General features: G+C 46.3%; 14 protein-coding genes and 2 pseudogenes. 7 read left to right on the top strand and 9 right to left on the bottom strand.

What is annotated here, in order from left to right:
* Window positions 1-4 precede the first annotated feature (4 nt).
* The 5 genes from N0824_RS16910 to N0824_RS16890 form a co-directional block, all read right to left on the bottom strand.
* Window positions 5-2227: a tyrosine-protein kinase domain-containing protein gene (locus N0824_RS16910; RefSeq protein ID WP_108937594.1), complete on the bottom strand. Its 2223-nt coding sequence runs from the start codon at window positions 2225-2227 to the stop codon at window positions 5-7.
* A gap of 117 nt (window positions 2228-2344) precedes the next feature.
* Window positions 2345-3559 carry a polysaccharide biosynthesis/export family protein gene (locus N0824_RS16905; protein WP_108937593.1) on the bottom strand — a complete coding sequence of 405 codons (1215 nt, stop codon included), beginning with the start codon at window positions 3557-3559 and terminating at the stop codon, window positions 2345-2347.
* A gap of 154 nt (window positions 3560-3713) precedes the next feature.
* On the bottom strand, window positions 3714-4460 hold the full coding sequence (locus N0824_RS16900; protein ID WP_108937592.1) for a cyanoexosortase B system-associated protein: 747 nt from the start codon (window positions 4458-4460) through the stop codon (window positions 3714-3716).
* Window positions 4453-5358, bottom strand: coding sequence for a cyanoexosortase B (gene crtB, locus N0824_RS16895; RefSeq protein ID WP_108937591.1), 906 nt, complete (start codon window positions 5356-5358; stop codon window positions 4453-4455). The genes N0824_RS16900 and crtB overlap by 8 nt, the downstream gene beginning before the upstream one ends.
* A gap of 37 nt (window positions 5359-5395) precedes the next feature.
* Window positions 5396-6535 (bottom strand): DegT/DnrJ/EryC1/StrS aminotransferase family protein, encoded by a 1140-nt coding sequence (locus tag N0824_RS16890; protein ID WP_108937590.1) that lies wholly within the window; start codon window positions 6533-6535, stop codon window positions 5396-5398.
* Window positions 6536-6683: 148 nt separating this feature from the next.
* Here N0824_RS16890 and N0824_RS16885 point away from each other — a divergent pair, with 148 nt between their 5' ends.
* The gene (locus N0824_RS16885) at window positions 6684-7298 is read left to right on the top strand and encodes a molybdenum cofactor guanylyltransferase (protein ID WP_108937589.1); all 615 of its coding nucleotides are present in this window, start codon (window positions 6684-6686) and stop codon (window positions 7296-7298) included.
* Here N0824_RS16885 and N0824_RS16880 read toward each other — a convergent pair.
* The gene (locus N0824_RS16880) at window positions 7251-8516 is read right to left on the bottom strand and encodes a J domain-containing protein (RefSeq protein ID WP_108937588.1); all 1266 of its coding nucleotides are present in this window, start codon (window positions 8514-8516) and stop codon (window positions 7251-7253) included. The two genes, N0824_RS16885 and N0824_RS16880, sit on opposite strands and share 48 nt — an antisense overlap.
* Before the next feature lie 105 nt (window positions 8517-8621).
* On the opposite strand from N0824_RS16880, the gene N0824_RS16875 reads away from it, so the two are divergent.
* A complete protein-coding gene (locus tag N0824_RS16875; protein ID WP_108937587.1) occupies window positions 8622-9173 on the top strand; it encodes a transcriptional repressor in 552 nt (183 codons plus the stop codon).
* A gap of 4 nt (window positions 9174-9177) precedes the next feature.
* Here N0824_RS16875 and N0824_RS16870 read toward each other — a convergent pair whose 3' ends face one another.
* On the bottom strand, window positions 9178-9600 hold the full coding sequence (locus N0824_RS16870; protein ID WP_046663438.1) for a SufE family protein: 423 nt from the start codon (window positions 9598-9600) through the stop codon (window positions 9178-9180).
* Between the two features lie 163 nt (window positions 9601-9763).
* Between N0824_RS16870 and N0824_RS21950 the strand changes: the two are divergent.
* A pseudogene (locus tag N0824_RS21950) lies at window positions 9764-9907 on the top strand (Uma2 family endonuclease); the annotation flags it as partial.
* Window positions 9908-10009: 102 nt separating this feature from the next.
* Window positions 10010-11198: pseudogene (locus N0824_RS16860) on the top strand (RNA-guided endonuclease InsQ/TnpB family protein).
* A gap of 144 nt (window positions 11199-11342) precedes the next feature.
* Here the strand turns inward: N0824_RS16860 and N0824_RS16850 are convergent.
* Both N0824_RS16850 and gmd read right to left on the bottom strand, forming a co-directional pair.
* A complete protein-coding gene (locus N0824_RS16850) occupies window positions 11343-11786 on the bottom strand; it encodes a M10 family metallopeptidase C-terminal domain-containing protein (RefSeq protein WP_255420543.1) in 444 nt (147 codons plus the stop codon).
* A gap of 563 nt (window positions 11787-12349) precedes the next feature.
* Window positions 12350-13432, bottom strand: coding sequence for a GDP-mannose 4,6-dehydratase (gmd, locus tag N0824_RS16840; protein WP_108937584.1), 1083 nt, complete (start codon window positions 13430-13432; stop codon window positions 12350-12352).
* A 287-nt stretch (window positions 13433-13719) separates the two neighbouring features.
* Between gmd and rpsT the strand changes: the two genes are divergently transcribed.
* The 3 genes from rpsT (at window position 13720) to rpoB (ending at window position 18329) form a co-directional block, all read left to right on the top strand.
* Window positions 13720-14013, top strand: a complete 294-nt coding sequence (gene rpsT / locus N0824_RS16835) for a 30S ribosomal protein S20 (protein WP_108937583.1) — start codon at window positions 13720-13722, stop codon at window positions 14011-14013.
* A gap of 50 nt (window positions 14014-14063) precedes the next feature.
* Window positions 14064-14843 carry a TatD family hydrolase gene (locus N0824_RS16830; protein ID WP_108937582.1) on the top strand — a complete coding sequence of 260 codons (780 nt, stop codon included), beginning with the start codon at window positions 14064-14066 and terminating at the stop codon, window positions 14841-14843.
* 174 nt (window positions 14844-15017) lie between these two features.
* A complete protein-coding gene (rpoB, locus tag N0824_RS16825; protein WP_108937581.1) occupies window positions 15018-18329 on the top strand; it encodes a DNA-directed RNA polymerase subunit beta in 3312 nt (1103 codons plus the stop codon).
* Window positions 18330-18481 lie beyond the last annotated feature (152 nt).

Below are 18481 nucleotides of genomic sequence, written 5' to 3'. Positions count from 1 at the left end.
GCATTTACACCTCCACTTTCACTTCCTCCACCTCTGTTTGTCCCTGTGTTGAGGGAACTATCAAAGCTGGCAGTTCTGGTTCGGCGGTGTTGAGAGTCGGTGTAATATCGACGTAGTTAATCACCGCCCCTAAAATTTTCACCTCCGCTTCTGCTAACTGATCAGTTGCTTCACTCAAGAGACTAGAACGAGTGATCGCCTGGCGCGTTACCAGAATAATCCCGTCCGCTAGTTCTTCTAAGAGCAGTGCATCATTACAGCTAGACAGAGAAGGCGTATCGACAATCACCAGATCGAAACGGCCGCGAGAATCTTTGAGAATTAATTGTAATTCGCTCGATTCAATGATAGCTGCCGCTTGTTTTTGCGGACCGGGACTAGGCAAAATGGAAAGGTTTTCAATATTTGGGGCCAGACGGATCGATTTACTTTTTGCCCCGTAGTAAAGTAGGGGTTCTCGGAAAGAATTGGGATCGGGAGCGACTCCGATTTTTTCAGCTTTGGAAAGACTTCTCAGATCTCCTTCCACTAACAGAGTCCGTCGGCCCGCTAAAGCTGCAGCGATGGCCAGATTATAGGCAGTGGCGGTTTTCCCCTCCCCGCCAGTAATACTGGTGACAACAACCACTTTCACCGTTTCGCCGCCGCCAACAAGTCGCAGGGTACTGCGTAAACGTTCGTAGTAGGGGAGATAATTGGCATTAGCATCGGCGAGAATCGGATCGATTTCCTCGCCCTCTAAATTGCGGACAATCGGCAATTGTCCCAAGAGGAGGATATCCCGACTCACCAAAGCTTCCCGCAATTCTTGGGGACTGTGCAGGCGATCATCGATCACTGCTAACAGCAGGATTGTACCCAATCCTGCTAAAGTTCCCAAACCGGCACCCGCCAAGAGAATCAAGGTACGATTCTTGCGGTTAAATACCTGTTCGATCGGTTCAGCAACCGGCGGTTGGGCGACGGTGAGACTGCCCACGGTTTCCGCTTCTGCGGCCTGAGCATCTACCAGAGAATTGAGAATATTCTCGTAGATACCCCTTTGAAAGGCGACTGCTTGGGTTAAACGAGCTTGCTGTAGCTGTTTATCGGGGAATTTCTCGTATTGGGAGCGTAATTGCTGTTCCTGAGTCACTAAGGATTCTAATTGTTTCATCAAACCCTCGCGCTGGGTTTGCAGGGTGACTAATTGAGTCGCTAGTTGTTGACGGGTGGCATCGAGATTACTTTGCTGACGGATGCGACTGCTGGGAAGAGCGGTCAGGACACCATCTTTTCCGATCACCTCAGCGGCTCTTTTTTGTAAGAGAGACTCGTTAACCTGCTGTTGTTTGCGTAATTTAACTACGGTGGGATGTTCGGGACGTAAATCCTTCTCTAGTCGCTCCAATTGGGACTCCGTGTCCAATATCTGCGCTCGGATACTGGCAATAATCGGGTCGGCACTAAGGGCCGAGGAGGTGTAGGCTTGATCAGGTGTTAAATCGAGTTGTTCACTTAGACTATCAATTTGTCCTTGAATACCTTGCAGTTCTAGGCGAATTTCTCGCTGTTGCTGTTGACTACTGGTGATGGCGGTGAATAAACTCCCATCTTGAATGGCCAGTAAATCCGAACCCTGGGTACTAATGTAGCGATAAAACTTTTCTTCGGCTCTGGTTAAATCTTTTTGGACTTCTTTAAGCCGGACACCGAGAGCCTCTATGCGGGCGCGTAACTGGGAAGTATTAAGCCAGCGACTGTATTCGACCATTTCCTTCATCAAGGTTTCGAGAATTAACTCCGCCTTGGCCTGGGAGTCGGCCGTTAACTCTAAAAGCACCTCTTGGGGTTGGTCGGTTGCTGTAGACCTATTTTTATTATTGTTTTGTTCCTCCCCTTCACCGGGGAAGGTAATTTTTAAATCTTGATCGCGAATTTTAACGATCTGTTCTTGATTAAATTGCAATTTTTTGGCTGTATTGACCAATACCCGGGGAGATAGCAGTAAATCGCGATCGATAGCCCGCCCTTGTTCTTGCAGTTGGGTTCCCGTAGTGGTAAAAGCCGGCGGCGGCACCCGATAGGCCAATTGTCCCACCGCCCGATAAAAGGTAGGGGGTTTCTCCGGGTCGGGGAGAAGAGCAAAGATCGCAGAACCGCCTAAACAGACGAGAAAGACGAATATTCCGACAAATTTGTTCTGATCTAGCGAGATGAGAAATCGTTTAACAATTGGTACAGCCATAGCTTTTTAATATATTCCCAGATTTTTTACATTCTAGCGGTCAAGAGTTATTCTCGTCCTTGAAATCCTAGCTTATGAAGTTGTGTTAAGGCGTGAGAGGAGCGAGTTGCTCGTCAATTATCGTGAGCCATCGAATTGATTGCTAATGTTGAGAATTGTATTGGTAAAACTGGAAAGATCGCGGATGGGTTGAGTAATAATATTAAAAGCGGCGAAAATTTCCCCCAATAGGGTGCGGGTGACGATAATTACGTCTTGATCTTCTAAGGGAACATTTTGGGAGATGTCTCCCCTAACTGCCGCTAGCGGACTCAAAGTTTGACTAACAATTCCCCCTTTGGCACTGTCAAAACGGAGCAGGGACACTTCATTGACATTAATCCGCAGGCGATCAGAAACCGGTAAACTAGCCACCACATCGAGGAAGCTACTGCCATTAGGAATCGAAACATTTCTCAGGGAAATTCCCGAAGGAAGTGAGGGAGATAAAACCCTGACGGTGATATTCTGCTGGGCGAGGGTGGTCTTAGCCACCAGTGTGCGATTATACCCCGTTTCTTGGCCTGCTTCTAACTTGGAAACAATCACGGCATCGCCCCCTTGCAGACGCAGATCTGGCAAGCGTTCCCCCTTAATCAAGGGAGTATAAAGGTCAAGTTTCTCCTCTAAAACTGTACCATCGACTAAAATCCGGCGGACAAGGATCGAACGCAGATCGGCTCTGGGAGTACCACCACCCGCCGCCAAAATTACCTGTGCTAGGGAAGTATTAGGAGCAATACTATAAAACCCCGGTCGCTGTACCTCTCCCAGAATGGTTAACTCAACAGGACGGGCAGTGGTTAAAACAGCAATGACTTCTGGTTCCTCCCGCAAGTATTTTCGCCCCAATTCGAGTCGTATTTTAGTTTCCACTTCGTCTAAAGTCAAGCCCAGCACGGGAATACGCCCTAAAATCGGCACCAGAAAATTCCCATCGGGATCCACTGGACCTGTGGAATTAAATTCGGGAAAATCGGGAACCGAGACAGTGATTTGATCGCCTATATCGAGTCGATAGATCTGAATTTGTCGGGATTGGGGATTATTGGGGGAGTAAACCGGAGGACTGTAGCCAGTGGGGGGAATCGTGTTTTCAGGAAAGGTGGGATTAGGCGGTTCGGGGGGCAAAAATTCCAACCCTGCTCCTGGTTGAGTCTGGGGTATGGACAAAGGCCCCTGGGCTTTGATGCTCTCGGAGTCAATTACCGATAAGAACCCTGTCAGACTCAACCCCGATAAGGCTATAGCCCCAGTTCTCAATAAACTAACTGGCAAAAACTTGTTGAGCATTGGTGGAATCATACAGATTTATCAATTTTTGGGTTCTGACGATGATAATTTATTTTCTGGGACTTATCTAGTGGGAGAGGAACAAAGAAGCTATTAAGGGACTCAAAAGTGCCTTGAGCTAGTTTCTTGAAAGAGATGGTTGCGGGCAGAAAAATTACTTTTCTTTTTTGAGCGGAGGGAGAGAAGTTAATTGACTTAAGACATTTTGTTCTAAGTAACTTTGAACTTCCCCAGCGAGATTGAGAGCAAAGGGAGTGAGAGTTTGCAGTTCTTTCGTCGGGTCTAAGGGAATCACCAAGGAAACGGCTATCCAGGGTACTCTCTGTCTTTTTAATTGCGCCCATTGGTCAAGCCAATACCAAACAGAGGGATCGTAATGACCACCACCTAGCCAAGCATACCATTGCACCACGGCAAAAGTGCTTTGTGTCCAAGCCCGATAGAATCGAGCCTTGGCCTTTCCTCCCGACTGGGTGGGAATTGATAGCTCGGTTGTTTCCCCCTGATTCCAATGACTAATCGAAGTGATATCCGACCATTCTAATCCCGGTTGGTTTTTATAGTAGATCTGTGGCTTTAAAAGCACGGTGATCCTCTTGCCCTCAGGACTTTCTACCACTTGTACCGACCATTTTCCCTCACCGATGTCGCCCTGTTTCTGGTCGATGGTTTTCAGGTCAGACAACTCGATTCCCGATGCTTGTAGGAGCCGCATTTTCTCAATATTACCGATTCTCGGTTGCTCCAGCCAAGACCAATGGCCAGAAATTAAATTGGGCAAGATACCGCCTAAAATCAACAGCAGCAGCAAACCCAACACCAGTAAATAATTACCCGGTAGCTTTTTTTTGACTTTATCTAACACCAAAGTTACCTCGTCCGGAGTTTTTTGACTAATCATCTTGGTTACGTTCCTCTTGAGCCAGGGACTGTTTCCTGAGCGCCTCGCGATACTGGATGATTTGGAAGACCAAAAGGATGAGTAATAACATAAAGACGGAGTACAAATCACCCCCCCAGCTATCGTGGAGTAATTTAAAGTTTTCCTCTTGTCCTGTGCCGTGAAACCAAGCTAAAAGTGCGTTACGAACGATATTAGCCCCGACACTAATTCCAAAGGCACTGAGGAGCATAAAGCGCGTTTTACGACCGTTTTCGATGGTATCAGTCCAATGGAGCAGCAGGAGGGTGACGTAAAGACTGGTGAATAACATTTTTAGCCCCGCACAGTAGGGAGCGACTTCCACCATCCGACCTTCTACCGCTACATAGATACCGTCAACGGAGACATCTAAGCCGGCTTGCTGGAGAATAAAACCAGCGCAAGCGGCAATAAAAATCTGTAGGGGTAGGGTATAGGGAGTAATCAGGTAGGGGATAGGATTAGGAGTCGCTAAAGCTGTTAAAAGTAGGGGAAATCCCTGTAATTTTAAACCTTCCGTTCCTTTTAACCAGAGACAGATTCCCGCTAACATAATCGGGAAAGACATACTAACCCAAAGAGAGGAACCGAGGAGATAAAAAATCGCTCCTAGGGTTAACAAAAACGCTCCGAGGGGGTGGGAGCGATCTTCGAGGCGTTGCCATTTTTTGCGATTCTGCCAGACAATATAGGCGGCGTAGGGAAGGCCGATCAAGCCGTGGCTAAAGTATTCGTGTTCAATGCTGATCGATTTATTCAGCCAACCATCGTACCAATGAAAGATCACCGGACCGTAGATAACCGCCAAGAAAGCGATAATCAGCCAAGATTGCCGATTTTTCTGGGAGACGGTGGATAGGGAAGGACTAATACCCATAGGACGTAGCGATTTAGTGACAAATTCTGAGTTTATGTTACCCAATGATCGCAGTGATCTGTTCAACTACGATTGCAATTTGCTCCTCACCGATGCCGGGGTACATGGGGAGAGATAAAATTTCTTCACAGAGGCTCTCTGCATGAGGAAAGTCTCCCTGTTGATAACCCAGGTAGCGATAGGCCGGTTGCAGATGACAAGGTATCGGATAATGAATGCCGGTTTGAATACCGACGGCAGTTAATTTTTCTTGTAGTTGTTGGCGATCAACGGGACAATGGGGGAGAATGCGAATAACGTAGAGATGATAGACATGACCAGTTTCGGTTTCATCCCTTATGGGTAAAATGCCCTGATCGGCCAAAGGAGCCAAAAGCCGGTCGTATTGTCTTGCCGCTTGATGACGGGAGAGATTCCAACTGTCCAGATGGGGTAGTTTAACGTTTAAAATGGCCGCTTGTATGCTGTCCAAACGGCTATTAGTGCCGATATCGGTGTGAAAATACTTGCTTGGTGCGCCATAATTTCTTAAACTGCGGGCTTTTTGGCTAATTTCGGGATCATTGCTCACTAACATTCCGCCATTGCCAAAAGCACCTAAATTTTTACTGGGATAAAAACTAAACCCCGCCGCCACACCGATGCTGCCGGCGCGATAACCTTCTCTACTGGCTAAATGGGCCTGGGCCGCATCTTCAAAGATAGTCAGATTATAGCTGCGGGCAAAATCCTCTAATTGTTGGGGTGATACCATCTGTCCGTACAGGTGTACGGGGAGAATGGCGCGGGTGTTGGGGGTAATTCTTTGGGCGGCCGCTGCGAGGTCAATTAGGGCTGTATCGAGGTGACAATCAACTAAAACCGGTTTAGCTCCCGCTTGCATAACACCCATGAGGGTAGCGACAAAGGTATTAGCGGGGACTAGCACTTCATCCCCGGCACCGATGCCGTAAGCTTGTAAAGCAAGGGCAAGAGCGGCAGTGCCGGAAGCTACTCCCACAGCATACTCGACTCCGCAAGCTTGGGCGAAGGCGGTTTCAAATTCGGCTAAAGCTTGGCCTAAAACAAAATCTCCTCGGTCGATAACTGTTTGGATGGCCTCGGTAATTTTTGCCTGTAGGGGCTGATTTTGCCAAGTCAAATCCACAAAGGGAACTTTGATTAAATTGGAATTCATCTAGTGCTTGTTTATGGATATCTTATAAATGTCAACAGACTAGCATAGATTGGAGCAAGTTGGCTAGATTAGTAGGCTCTCTTGTCCTTTCTGTCTTCTTCTCCGTGTCCTTTGTGCCTCTGTGGTTTATCCTTTAGAACTGGTTATTATGAGTGATTTTCCCGCTTTAACGGCGTTAATTCTGGCTGGTGGTCAAAGTTCCCGTATGGGACGAGATAAAGCATTGTTATCTTTTCAGGGTCTCTCTTTTCTGGAGAATATCTGTTTAATTGCCCAAGATTGTGCCGTACAAGTGTCTGTGATTACGCCTTGGCCGGAACGTTATGAACTGATCATTCCCCAATACTGCCAAATAATCAAGGAACCGCTTCCCACTAGGGGTCCTTTATTGGCCTTTGCCTTGGCATTAACTTTTGTATCAACCGATTGGGTTTTATTACTCCCTTGCGATTTACCTTTACTAACGCCCCCAATTATTCAAGAATGGTCAAGATTACTAGCCACTGTACCGGAAAATGCCATCGCTTTGGTTCCCCGCTGCGGCAATCGTTGGGAGCCTCTCTGTGCTTTTTATCATCGTCGTTGTTTAGCATCTTTGCAGACTTATATTAAGCAGGGGGGAACTTCTTTTCAAAAGTGGTTAAATGCCGCTGTGGTGGAGGAATTAATCATCGATAATTCTGAGATTTTATTTAACTGTAATACTCCAGAAGATTTAGAGATAATAATAAACTACCCAGATATTAACCGTAAGAAAACTTAGCACAAAAGGGAGTAAAAGTAAAGAGATCTGCGAAGAAATATTGGATAAATGGCGATAACTATAGTAGAGTATTCCAGTTAGATAACCGCCCGTTATACCGATAATTGCGCCAATAATATCACCATTTATGGATAAATAGGAAGTGAGCCAAATGACGAGGGAAAAGGGCAAAATTATTAAGCCACCTAAAAATATATCGCCAGTAAAACCACCATATTTATTACTTAATTTTCTGCCCAAACAACTAGATAAAGTCAGAATAATAAAAGGAAATACTGCCCAGCCTAATAACAGCACAAACTCAGATTTAACTGTCCAGTTTTGCCAAGTCAAAGCGATAAAAAAACTGCTGATTATTGCCGCCAATACCCCTGTAGCTAAAGCCTGATTACGGTTGAGCTTTAAAAAAGCCTCTGCCAGACCTGTCTTGGGTTTGAGCAAAGATGAGCAAGAGATTTTCAGCAAATTAACAACAATAAAAAGAGTTTTTGACCACTTGATTGATTGCCGTTGTCGATAACTTTTATGAGCATCTCTTAATTTATTTTCAATGGCATGATAGCGGCGAAAATTTCCCTGTTGCTTAAATTTTTTTGCCGCTATTTGAAAATCTTTTCGTGCTGCTGGCAGTTCCGAGAGTTCCTCTAGAGCCAATCCTCTTTGATAATAGAATTGGGGATTATTTGGGTCAATAGCGATTGCTTTGCCATAAGCTTCTAGGGAGGATTGGGTGTAACCGAGTCGTTGACGGGATAAACCGAGGTAATAGTAAGCTTGGGAACAATCGGGTTTTAACTGCAAAACTTGCCGACAATCGCTTAAAACTTGCCGATCCTGCTGATTATAGTAGTAAACTTCCGCCCGTTGCAGATAGGCCTGCCAAAATTGCGGATTAATTGCGATCGCTTGCTGGTAAAAAGCGATCGCTAGTTGATAATTTTTCTCTTGAGCGTAGTGCCATCCCTGTTGATAAAAATCCTCGGCACTACGGTTAAAAGTGGGTATTTCTGGGTATAAACGGCGATCATACTCTTTTCTTTTGTCTTTATCCCTCAAAACCCGATAAGCTTGTTCAATTTCCCGAAATTTTGTCACTGCCTCTGGATCATTGGGATTATAATCGGGGTGATATTGCCGGGCCAGACGACGAAAAGCGGCTTTTATCTGATTATTGCTGGCATTACGGGGAATTTGGAGGACTTCATAGTAATTTTTCATACTCGAATGCTGGGGGAATTTTCAACTACTTAAAATTGTTGCCAATGGCTCGCCGAAACGACTATCATTGTCAATTAAATAGCTTTTATTGAGAGTTGATCGCTTATGTCTGCCTACACTGCTTCCTCCCTGAAAGCGGAACTCAACGCGCGGGGGTGGCGCTTAACTCCCCAGCGAGAGAAAATTCTGCACGTTTTCCAGAATTTACCGAAAGGCAATCATCTCAGTGCTGAGGAATTGCAGGAATTACTGGACAAAAGGGGGGAGGGAATTAGTTTATCGACGATTTACCGCAGTGTTAAACTGATGTCGCGGATGGGGATTTTGCGGGAGTTGGAATTGGCCGAAGGTCATAAACACTACGAACTCAATCAACCCTATCCCCACCACCATCATCATTTGGTCTGTATTCAGTGCAATAAAACCATCGAATTTAACAATGATTCGATTCTCAAACACAGTCTCAAACAGTGTGAGAAAGAGGGTTTTCAGTTAATTGACTGTCAGCTAACGGTGATGGCCATCTGTCCGGAAGCTTTGCGGATGGGTTGGCCGTCGGGAATACCGAGTAATTGGGGTTGTACCCGTTCGCTGGTGGATACTCGTTTCCAAAACTGCGAGATTCCTGAATTAAAGGAACCGGAACCAGAAAACTAGACATCTAAGCGGACATTCCCAACTGAAAACCGAGAGCTTTTTTCTGCATTAATTGGAAAATATTATAAAAGCCGTTGGCGCGAGAAGGGGTAAGACTGACTTTTAAGCCGGTTTCTTCGATAAAATCCGGGGTGACTTGCAGGATTTCTGTGGGAGTCAGTCCATTTAACCCCTCGATTAACAAAGCAACTAAACCCTTGACTAATTGTGCGTCGGAATCCCCTTTGTACCAAACCTGGCCATTTTCGAGGTCGGCGGTGATATAAACTTGGGATACACAGCCATGAACTTTATTAGCGGGTATTTTGGCAGATTCTGGTATTGGTTCTAGTTTTTTAGCAAAAGCTAGTAATTGTTCGTATTTTTGCTTAGGATCGGTACGACGTTTGAGGCGTTCGACGATGCGATCAAGATTAGACGGGAGCATATTGCGAGTTAAAATAGGAAAAAATTAGCCAATAGCTTTTTTATATTAGCATTCTTGCGGAAGTTGAGCGCTGCGGTTATCTTTACCCGGACTGCCTTGGTCACAGCGCATCGAGGCTATCTGCTAGAATTGGCATCAATCAAACACCACGCTTGCGGGAGCTATGGTTAACCTGGACTACAATAAAAATCGCCTTCTTCCCAGTGCCGAAGAATTGCCCTGTTCTGACGAAACACCCGTAGATAACCAGTTACACCAACGACATTTCCAATCTATCTGGAATTTTCTGGTTAACCTTTTAGGGGTCTCAGGTCTCATCGAAAATTTGGGTCTGAAACCCCGCCGTTTTAGGTTGGCTTTGCTGTTAAATATGAGCATCGTTTACGAAATATATGCTAAAATGTGAGGTATGGAAAAAGCCTATTCTTACCGATTTTACCCCACACCCGAACAAGAGTCGCTATTGCGGCGCACTTTGGGATGTGTAAGATTGGTTTACAATAAAGCTCTCCACGAACGAACACAAGCTTGGCATGAAAGACAAGAAAGAGTAGGATATGCTGAAACTTCTTCAATGCTAACCGAGTGGAAAAAACAAGAAGAATTAAACTTTCTCAATGAAGTAAGCTGTGTACCCTTACAACAAGGGTTAAGACATTTACAAACAGCTTTTACTAACTTCTTTGCTTGTCGTAATAAGTATCCTAACTTTAAGAAAAAACATCAAGGAGGAAGTGCCGAATTTACCAAATCTGCTTTTAAATTTAAAGACAGACAAATCTATTTAGCTAAATGCACAGAACCTTTACCTATTCGATGGTCAAGACAAATCCCAGAAAGCTGTGAACCAAGCACAGTAACAGTCAGATTACATCCCTCTGGACGCTGGCATATTTCAATTAGATTTGATGACCCAACGATTAAGCCATTACCAGTAACAGATAAAGCCATCGGAATTGACTTAGGAATTAGTAGCCTTGTCATTACCAGCGACGGCGATAAAGTATCTAATCCCAAGCATTTTAAGAAACATTATCGGAGACTGCGAAAGGCACAAAAAAGCCTTTCTAGAAAACAGAAAGGCTCAAAGAATCGGGAAAAAGCAAGAATCAAAGTAGCCAAGATTCACGCTCAAATTACTGATAACAGAAAAGACCATTTACATAAGCTAACCACTCAATTAGTTCGTGAAAACCAAACGATTGTGGTTGAGAATTTAGCCGTCAAGAATATGGTCAAAAACCCCAAGTTATCTCAGGCAATATCTGACGTTAGCTGGGGAGAAATCACTCGACAATTAGCCTATAAATGCCGTTGGTACGGTAGAAATTACATCGAAATAGATAGATGGTTTCCCAGTTCTAAAAGGTACAGTAATTGCGGGCATATTGCCCTTGAAGATGCCGTTAAATGTTCGAGAGTGGGACTGTCCAGACTGTGGGACACACCATGACCGAGATATTAACGCTAGTAAAAACATTTTGGCCGCAGGGCTTGCGGTGTCAGTCTGTAGAGCGACCATAAGACCAGAACAGAGTAAATCTGTTAAGGCAGGTGCGAAAAATCCTTCGGGAAAGAAGCAGAAACTCAAATCGTGAGGTTTGGGAATCACCGTCCGTTTACGGCGGTGAGGATGTCAAGAATTACGACATTGGATTCTTGCCAAAGACTGCTTAAATTCTGCGAGAGAATTAGCAGTAGCCACTAATTTTAGTGGTAAAATTAGTGGCTGTTTGGCTAGGTTAATTTATCAGTGTGAAATCAGCCGCCATCAGGGTAGGAACAGTCAACAAATTGGCAAATTCAGAGCCACTTCCTAAGCCAGCAGCACTACCATTTTGATTGTAGTAGATACTGCCACTACTGTTACTGTAAACGATAAGAGCACTGCTAGTGGCGACTAAATCATCGTCATCGACGCTGGCAAATTCAGCCGGTTGACTGAAGCCATTGCCAATGCTACTTTGTAAAGCGGAAAAGATGGCTTTACTTAATACTATTTTATCGCTGCCTGGGGTGAAATCGCTGATGGCATCGATGCCTAAATTACTACTGTTGAAGATAAAGTTATCGCTACCATTACCACCGGTGAGTAAATCATCGCCAGAACCACCAATTAAACTATCGTTTCCGTCTTGACGGGTTAATTGATCGTGAACCGAACCGTTTGAATCGTTTGAACCGATTATTCCTCTTAATATTTGTCAGATTAATTTTATTCGTTAATGACTGAAGATTACTTGTCAATTACTCCCTCACAATGACAATTTTAGCTGGTTATTGCAAGGAAGAGATTCGTCATGGTAGGCAGTGCATCGTCCTAGTATAAGATTATTGGATTCTTGCCAAAAACTGCTTAAATTCTGCGAGAGAATTAGCAGTAGCTGCTAATTTTAGTAGCTTTTCTAAGATAGTAGGGTTAGTCATTTTGCCGATTATCTCTTCAATTTCTACATAAATCTCTCCAAAACCTAAGGTTAATAGTGTTTTTATGTCACCGCGGCTTTTTTCTAAAGCACCAATTTTCTTGCCAATTTCCTTATGAGAATAGTTCTACAAACGGGAAATATTTTGTTTTTAGTACGGCTACTTTTGTTGACTTTTTTGAGCAATATACCGTCTTTTTTCTTGTAACTACCTAATAAGTACCTAAGCAAAATTAATTACACATCTAATGTATGACATTTTAACAGTTGCTGGTCATTCCCGACAGGAGGGTGGGTTGCCCTTCCCTAACCCACCCGACTTTTTAATCGACGGCAATTAAGGAACGATTGCGAAGATAAGCCAGATCTTTTAATAACTGTTGGCTATCACCACCGTTATTAAGATTAATCCCCAAAGCCGCTAAATCCGCATCTACCATCAATTTTACCAGTCCCTCGAATGTCACCGACGGCTGCCAGCCTAATTTCTCCCTAGCTTTTGTGGAATCTCCTATCAATAAATCCACTTCCGCTGGACGCAAATAACGTTCATCAAACTCCACATAATCCTGCCAATTTAGATTAACATATTGGAAGGAAATATCGAGAAACTCCCGGATAGAATAGGTTTCATTTGTTGCCACCACATAATCATCCGGTTCTTGCTGTTGTAACATTAACCACATCGCCCGCACATAATCCTTAGCATAACCCCAATCCCTTTTAGAATCGAGATTTCCTAGATAGAGTTTTTTCTGTTGTCCGGCAATAATTCGGGCCAAGGCGCGGGTAATTTTGCGCGTGACAAAAGTTTCTCCACGACGGGGGGATTCATGGTTAAATAAAATGCCGTTACAGGCAAATAAGTCGTAGGATTCCCGATAGTTGACTGTTTGCCAGTGACCGTAAACTTTCGCACAAGCGTAGGGACTGCGGGGATAAAATGGCGTGGTTTCTTTTTGGGGAACTTCCATGACTTTCCCGAACATTTCCGAGGAACCTGCTTGATAGAAACGCACTTCGATGCCAGTTCTTTTTTGGTAATCCCGAATTGCTTCTAGTAATCTTAAAACTCCCACACCTACTGCATCAACGGTGTATTCTGGGGCATCAAAACTAACTCGCACATGGGATTGGGCCCCTAAATTATACACTTCTACCGGTTGCACTTGTTCGAGAATACGCCGCAGGGTCGTCCCGTCGGTGAGGTCGCCATAATGAAGAAATAATTTAGCATCTGGCTGGTGGGGGTCAATGTAGATATGATCGATGCGATCGGTGTTAAAAGTTGAAGTACGACGGATGATACCGTGGACTTCATAGCCTTTTTCTAATAATAATTCGCTCAGATAGGAACCATCTTGACCGGTGATGCCGGTAATGAGGGCGCGTTTAGCTTCAGTCATCAGTAATTTACCTAATCGGAAAGAATAAAGACCAGGGCAGGGTCTGACTGCTTATAGCACACTTTAGCCTCTGGCGACAAGTTTGGCGATAGTTATCGGGACAGTCACGGCAAAATCCCCTGAACCTGAATTCAGGTTTGACAGTCCCCTTAACCTTCAATCCTTCCCCGTCTCTGGGGTTGTCCCAATCTTGTCCAGAAAACTCTTGCAACAAATAGCACAAATCTGTTATTATGGTTTGTCTGTGTCCCGATTAACCATACCAGTATTGAGAACAAGAAACGACTGTGGCTAATACAAAGTCTGCACTCAAACGAGTCCAAATCTCCGAAAGAAATCGTCTACGCAACAAAGCGTACAAGTCAGCCGTAAGAACCCTGATCAAAAAATGTCTTGTCGCTGTCTCGGCCTACGGAGCCAACCCCAGCCCAGAAGGGCTAGAAAGCGCCCAACAAGCTCTATCAGAAGCTTACAGTAAAATCGATAAAGCCGTCAAGCGCAACGTCTTGCACCGGAACAACGGCGCTAGAAAAAAAGCTGGTTTAGCCAAAGCTTGGCAAAAAGTTAGCCAAGCTTCCTAAGAAACAAGTAAGCTGTAATCAGGACAGACGCAACAAGCGATCGGGGGTCGATGCAATTAATAGATACGCACGTTCATCTGAACTTTGACGTTTTGCAAGCCGACTTGCCCGCTATCTCCGAACGTTGGCGAAGTGTGGGAGTCGTTCATCTGGTTCACTCCTGTGTTGAACCAGATGAATTTGCGGCGATTAAAGCCATTGCTGATCAATTTGAGGAAATTTCCTTCGCCGTCGGTTTACATCCCCTAGATGCCCAAAAATGGCGAGATAATAGTGCCGATCAGATCGAATCCCTAGCCCGATCTGATCGGCGCGTTGTGGCGATCGGGGAAATGGGTTTAGACTTCTATAAAGCGGATAATCAAGAGCAGCAAAAACAAGTCTTTTGGACGCAATTAGAAATCGCCCATCGTCTCGATAAACCCGTGATTATCCATTGTCGAGATGCGGCCCCGGTCATGCGGGAGGAAATCATCGCCTTTCGGCAACAAGTGGGCAAAATTCGCGGCGTGATGCACTGCTGGACTGGCAACCCCGAAGAAACTCAATGGTTTTTAGATTTGGGTTTTTACATCAGCTTTAGCGGCATTGTCACCTTCAAAAACAGTAAAACCGTGCAAGCTGCCGCCCAAATTGTCCCCAGCGATCGCCTACTGATCGAAACCGATTGCCCCTTTCTCTCCCCCAATCCCCACCGAGGTAAACCCTGTGAACCCTCCTTCGTCTTCCACGTGGCCGAAACCGTCGCCCGTCTGCGCGGCTATCCGGTCGAAACCCTAGCCGAACAAACCACCCACAACGCCCGCAACTTATTTCAACTCCCCAGTTAAAAAACATAGTTTATTAGACAGGAGAAAGGAGTCAGGAGTCAGGAGTCAGGAGTCAGGAGTCAGGAGAAAGCTTTTATTTATTCTCCGGTGTTCCCCTACTCCCCCATCACCCATCCCCTCACCGCTCACTGATATCCGACCGTCGCTATCGTGTCATCAGCCCTTGTAACCATAATGAACAATCTTACCTTTAACCTCTTACCCGACCTCATCGAAATCCAACACTCCAGTTTTCGGTGGTTTTTGGAAGAAGGACTAATCGAGGAACTGAACAGCTTTTCCCCCATCAGCGACTATACAGGTAAATTAGAACTACATTTTCTCGGCCAGGACTACAGACTCAAAGAACCGAAATACAACGTCGATGAAGCCAAACGACGCGATAGCACCTATTCCGTTCAGATGTACGTTCCCACCCGTTTAATCAACAAAGAAACGGGAGAAAACATCGAACAGGAAGTCTTTATCGGCGATTTACCCCTGATGACCGAACGGGGAACCTTCATCATTAACGGTGCCGAACGAGTCATCGTCAATCAGATCGTCCGTTCCCCCGGTGTTTACTACAAAGCCGAAATCGACAAAAACGGTCGCCGCACCTACTCCGCTTCCCTGATTCCCAACCGAGGAGCTTGGTTAAAATTTGAAACCGACAAAAACGGCTTAGTCTGGGTCAGAATCGACAAAACCCGCAAATTATCCGCCCAAGTTCTCCTGAAAGCGATCGGATTGAGCGATAACGAAATCTTGGACTCCCTACGGCATCCCGAATTCTACCAAAAAACCCTTGACAAAGAAGGCAATCCCAGCGAAGAAGAAGCCCTGCTCGACCTGTACCGCAAACTACGCCCCGGGGAACCTCCCACCGTCACCGGCGGACAACAACTGCTCGAATCGCGCTTTTTTGACAATAAACGCTACGATCTCGGTCGCGTTGGTCGTTATAAACTCAACAAAAAACTACGCCTCAACGTCCCCGATAACCAGCGCGTTCTCACCACCACCGACATCTTAGCAGCGATCGACTACCTAATTAACCTCGAATTTGACATCGGCAACACCGACGACATCGACCACCTCGGCAACCGTCGCGTCCGTTCCGTGGGTGAACTGCTACAAAACCAAGTGCGAGTAGGTTTAAACCGCTTAGAAAGAATCATTCGGGAACGGATGACCGTCAGTGAATCCCAAAACCTCACCCCCGCTTCCCTAGTCAACCCGAAACCCCTAGTAGCGGCCATTAAAGAATTCTTTGGTTCCTCGCAACTCTCCCAGTTCATGGATCAAACCAACCCCCTAGCGGAATTGACCCATAAACGCCGCATTTCCGCCCTTGGACCCGGCGGTCTCACCAGGGAACGGGCCGGTTTTGCCGTGCGCGACATCCACCCCTCCCACCACGGTCGCATTTGTCCGGTGGAAACCCCAGAAGGTCCCAACGCCGGTTTAATCGGTTCCCTGGCCACCTACGCTCGCGTCAACGACTACGGTTTTATTGAAACCCCCTGTTATGTGGTGGAAAATGGCCGAGTACGCTATGATCTCCCCGTTAAATACCTAACCGCCGACGAAGAAGACGATCTGCGGGTGGCCCCTGGAGACGTGGCCACCGATGAAAATGGTTATATCCTCGGCGAAACTATCCCAGTGCGCTATCGGCAGGAATTCTCCACCACTTCCCCCGAACAAGTGGACTACGTTTGTGTTTCCCCCGTCCAAATTGTCTCGGTGGCCACTTCCCTGATTCCCTTCCTCGAACACGACGACGCTAACCGCGCCCTCATGGGTTCTAATATGCAACGACAAGCAGTCCCCCTGCTGCGTCCCGAACGTCCCCTTGTGGGAACGGGATTAGAAGCACAGGCCGCTCGCGACTCTGGCATGGTCATCGTTTCGCGTACCAATGGGGTCGTTTCCTACGTTGATGCTAACCGGATTCGCATCAAAGTAGCGGATCAAGACAAAGAGATTTTTGGCAAGAGCGAGATCGAGTACGAAATTCAGAAATATCAACGCTCTAACCAAGATACCTGCTTAAATCAGCGTCCTTTAGTCTATCAAGGTGAACAGGTTGTCCCCGGACAGATCCTCGCCGATGGTTCCGCCACCGAAGGAGGAGAAATCGCCCTCGGCCAGAATATCCTCGTCGCCTATATGCCCTGGGAAGGCTATAACTACGAAGACGCAATTTTAATCAGTGAACGACTGGTGGCACAAGATGTCTATACCAGTATCCACATCGAAAAATACGAAATCGAAGCCCGTCAAACCAAACTCGGACCGGAGGAAATCACCAGGGAAATTCCCAACGTCGGTGAAGATGCCCTGCGAAACCTCGATGAACGCGGCATTATTCGCGTCGGTGCCTGGGTAGAAGCCAGCGATATCCTCGTGGGGAAAGTCACCCCGAAAGGAGAATCAGACCAACCCCCCGAAGAAAAACTACTACGGGCAATTTTCGGCGAAAAAGCCCGGGATGTACGCGATAACTCCCTGCGCGTCCCCAACGGCGAAAAAGGCCGGGTAGTGGATGTGCGGGTATTTACCCGCGAACAGGGGGATGAATTACCCCCCGGGGCCAATATGGTGGTGCGGGTCTATGTTGCCCAAAAACGCAAAATCCAAGTGGGCGATAAAATGGCGGGTCGTCACGGCAATAAAGGAATTATTTCTCGGATTCTGCCCCTAGAAGATATGCCCTACCTCCCCGATGGTCGTGCCGTCGATATCGTTCTCAATCCCCTAGGGGTTCCCAGTCGCATGAACGTCGGTCAGGTGTTTGAATGTTTACTGGGTTGGGCCGGCGAAAATCTGGGCGTGCGCTTTAAGATTACTCCTTTTGACGAAATGTATGGGGAAGAAGCCAGCCGTTTAACCGTCCACGGATTGCTAGAAAACGCCTCGAAAAAACCCAATCGCGATTGGGTGTTCAAGGAAGAACACGCTGGCAAAGTCACCGTCTATGATGGTCGCACCGGCGAACCCTTTGACCGTCCCGTTACCGTCGGTATGGCTTATATGTTAAAACTGGTTCACCTGGTTGATGATAAAATTCACGCCCGTTCTACCGGTCCCTACTCCTTGGTTACTCAGCAACCCTTGGGCGGTAAAGCTCAACAGGGAGGCCAACGCTTCGGAGAAATGGAAGTCTGGGCCCTGGAGGCCTACGGGGCGGCCTATACTTTGCAGGAATTGCTAACGGTGAAGTCCGATGATATGCAAGGACGGAATGAGGCTTTAAATGCGATCGTAAAAGGCAAGCCGATTCCCCGCCCAGGTACGCCAGAATCCTTTAAGGTTTTGATGCGAGAATTGCAATCCCTCGGCCTCGATATCGCCGTTCACAAGGTGGAAAATGCCCCCGATGGTACTTCCCGCGATGTGGAGGTGGATCTGATGGTCGATGTCGGCCGTCGCGCCCCCTCTCGCCCCACCTACGAATCCTTAACCACGGAAGACCTTGAGGAAGAAGAATCGGAAGTGTAATTTCAGTTATCAGTTATCAGTTATCAGTTATCAGTTATCAGTTATCAGTTATCAGTGAGAAGTCAGGAGTCAGTCCCGATGAAAAAATTTTCACCCCCACAGATGAAAGAGGTTTCTTTCCCTACACCCCACACCCTACACCCTCTTTCCAG

It is taken from the genome of Microcystis sp. 0824, assembly GCF_003112475.1.
Taxonomy (GTDB): Bacteria; Cyanobacteriota; Cyanobacteriia; order Cyanobacteriales; family Microcystaceae; genus Microcystis; species Microcystis aeruginosa_C.
Note: the sequence above shows the minus strand (reverse complement) of the source record. Positions and strands in the feature narration are given on the sequence as shown.